Annotated in this window: 3 protein-coding genes and 1 pseudogene; all 4 read left to right on the top strand. The window is 40.4% G+C overall.

From position 1 onward, the window contains the following. Nucleotides 1-24 precede the first annotated feature (24 nt). Nucleotides 25-1,131 carry a lipopolysaccharide biosynthesis protein RfbH gene (rfbH, locus tag KIH86_RS19640; RefSeq protein ID WP_456094021.1) on the top strand — a complete coding sequence of 369 codons (1,107 nt, stop codon included), beginning with the start codon at nucleotides 25-27 and terminating at the stop codon, nucleotides 1,129-1,131. Then, entirely contained in the window at nucleotides 1,132-1,929 is a 798-nt protein-coding gene (gene rfbF, locus KIH86_RS19635) for a glucose-1-phosphate cytidylyltransferase (RefSeq protein ID WP_223081153.1), read from the top strand. Further along, nucleotides 1,926-2,980, top strand: a pseudogene (gene rfbG, locus KIH86_RS19630) (CDP-glucose 4,6-dehydratase). Before rfbF ends, rfbG begins: the two are co-directional and overlap by 4 nt. A gap of 26 nt (nucleotides 2,981-3,006) precedes the next feature. After that, nucleotides 3,007-3,235, top strand: a 229-nt coding sequence (locus KIH86_RS19625; protein WP_223110618.1) for an NAD-dependent epimerase/dehydratase family protein, incomplete at its 3' end; no start/stop codon positions are given.

Below are 3,235 nucleotides of genomic sequence, written 5' to 3'. Positions count from 1 at the left end.
GGACGTGTTTACGATGAAAAAGAAATGCGAAGTCTTGTCGATTCTTCTCTAGATTTTTGGCTTACTGCTGGCCGTTATAACAAACAATTTGAGAAGGAATATGCAGAGTTTCTTGGAGTTAGGTATGCTCTTTTGACCAACTCCGGATCATCAGCTAATCTCTTGGCATTTTCCGCTCTAACATCTCCTAAGCTGAAAGAACGTCAAATTAAGCCGGGAGATGAAGTCATTACCGTGGCAGCTGGTTTTCCAACGACTGTAACACCGATTGTTCAAAATGGCGCTGTTCCTGTCTTTGTCGATGTCGAACTTGGAACCTATAATATTTTAGTTGATCGANTCGCTGAAAAATACAATCTATGGGTAATTGAGGATAATTGTGATGCACTGGCTTCACGTTTTAAAGGGAAACTAACCGGTACCCACGGTCATATTGGCACATCAAGCTTCTATCCTCCACATCACATGACCATGGGAGAAGGCGGTGCAGTATACACCAATAACGCTCAACTCAAGTCAATTATCGAATCTTTTAGAGATTGGGGAAGAGACTGCTGGTGCCCATCTGGCTGCGATAACACCTGTAACAAACGCTTTGGCTGGGAACTAGGATCTCTGCCTTACGGATATGATCATAAGTATACTTATTCACATATCGGATATAACCTGAGAGTGACTGAGATGCAGGCAGCGATTGGAGTAGAGCAACTGAAAAAGGTTCCGCAATTTACACAAGCTCGTAAGGACAACTTTGCCCGGCTGTACGATGGATTGAAGGATCTAAACGATTACTTTATCTTGCCTAGAGCGACTCGGGACTCTGATCCAAGCTGGTTCGGGTTTATGCTTACAGTTAGAGATAATGCACCTTTCAGTAAAAATGAGATTGTTGAGTTTTTGGAGAAAAACAGAATTCAAACAAGAATGTTGTTCGCAGGTAATTTGACCCGTCAGCCTGCTTTCCAAAATGTGAATTATCGGATAAGCGGAGATCTTACCAACACAGACAAGATAATGAATGATACCTTCTTGGTCGGTGTTTATCCAGGACTGACTGAAGAGAAAATTAATTATGTAGTTGGTAAAATAAAGGAATTTGTCAGCGGGAAAATTGAACTTGGAGGGTTTTAAATGAAAGTTGTAATTCTTGCGGGCGGTTATGGAACACGTATCAGCGAAGAGTCGCATCTTAGACCGAAACCAATGATAGAGATCGGTCAAAGACCGATCTTATGGCACATAATGAAGCAGTATTCTCACCATGGGTTTAATGATTTTGTTATTTGCTTGGGCTATAAAGGGTTTTATATTAAAGAATACTTTGCTCATTATTTCTTACATGAATCAGACGTTACTTTTGATTTTCGAAGCGATAATCAGCTAGTAACTCATAATCACACTGCAGAACCCTGGAAAGTGACATTGGTTAATACCGGGATTGATACCATGACCGGAGGTAGAGTGAAAAGGATTCAAGAGTATATTGGAAACGAAACTTTCATGTTAACATATGGCGACGGAGTTTCAAATGTAGATATTAAAGAGTTGGTTCGCCACCACAAATTACATGGACGTCTGGCTACTGTTACTACTGTTCAGCCAAGCGGCAGATTTGGTGCTTTAGATATAACCGCTAACAATCAAGTTAACGGTTTTCAAGAGAAGCCTAAGGGTGACGGTTCTTGGATTAATGCAGGATTCTTTGTATTGGAACCTGATGTTTTTAAATATATTTCTTCTGATGAAACTGTTTTTGAGAAAGAACCATTGGAGCAACTTGCTAGCGATGGGGAATTGATGGGATTCCGGCATGAAGGATTTTGGCAGCCTATGGACACTCTGCGTGACCGCAATTATCTTGAGGAATTATGGAAGACGAATAATGCTCCCTGGAAGACATGGGATATGGAGTCGGTGAAATCAAAATGATTGATGCAAAATTTTGGAATGGAAAAAGAGTTTTCTTAACTGGTCACACAGGATTTAAGGGATCATGGCTAAGTTTATGGCTTGTTTCCATGGGGGCTAAAGTAACAGGTTATTCTTTGGCTCCCAACACCACTCCAAGTTTATTTGAAAATTGTGAAATTGACAAACTTATTAACAAAAGTATTATTGGGGATATTCGGGATGCGGATTTTCTTGCAAGATCGCTCAAAGAATCGGAAGCTGAAATTGTGATTCATATGGCAGCCCAGCCTTTGGTCAGAGAATCTTATAAAAACCCCGTAGAAACCTATTCCACAAACGTTATGGGGACAGTTAATATTTTAGAAGCAGTAAGAAATTGTGAAACCGTTGTTTCATTCGTGAATGTCACGACCGATAAATGCTACGAGAATAAGGAATGGGTTTGGGGCTACAGAGAAACTGAGCCTCTTGGTGGATATGATCCTTACTCAAGCAGTAAAGCTTGTTCAGAGTTAGTTACAAGTGCTTATCGAAATTCTTTCTTTGACGAGGGTGTTTCCGGTAGAAAGGTAGCTATAGCCTCTGCAAGAGCAGGGAATGTTATTGGAGGAGGAGACTGGGCAACGGATCGGCTTATTCCTGATTGCATAAGAGCACTCTCAAGTGATCAAACCATACAAATTAGAAATCCTTTAGCAATTAGACCCTGGCAGCATGTTTTAGAACCTCTGTGTGGATATTTAATGCTTGCTGAGAAGTTATATTCGGAAGGTTTCAAGTATGCTGAAGCTTGGAATTTCGGTCCGCAGGACTCTGATGCTAAGCCTGTACAGTGGATAGTCGAGCGAATGTGCGAAAAATGGGGGGCAGGAAACTATGAAGTAGATTTTGCCCCCCAGTATCATGAAGCAAAATACCTTAAACTCGATTGCTCAAAGGCTGTATCTCAACTTGGTTGGAGGCCAAAATGGTCTCTGGATAATGCTTTGGATAAAATCGTCGAATGGAATAAAGNAACACTAATATGACGGATATCTGTTTCAAACAGATTAGCGAGTACAATAGTTAATAATATTATTATATAGAGGTAAAAATATGAAAATATTGGTAACTGGAGCTACGGGGTTTGTTGGAGCAAATCTAGTCAGAGGTTTACTTGAGCAGACTAATCATGAGGTGAGTATAACAGCTAGACGAAACTCTGACTTTTGGAGAATCAGCGACGTCATTTCTCAAATGAAAAATATTTATTACCATGACTTAGCTGTCAAGGAAGAGGTAGAGGAGTTATTTGAGAAGCTGAAGCCTGACATTGTTTATCATA

Origin of the sequence: Paenibacillus sinensis, from assembly GCF_019904155.1 — a bacterium.
In the GTDB taxonomy this organism is placed as follows: domain Bacteria; phylum Bacillota; class Bacilli; order Paenibacillales; family Paenibacillaceae; genus Paenibacillus_AQ; species Paenibacillus_AQ sinensis.
This window is presented reverse-complemented; position numbering and strand designations above follow the sequence as displayed.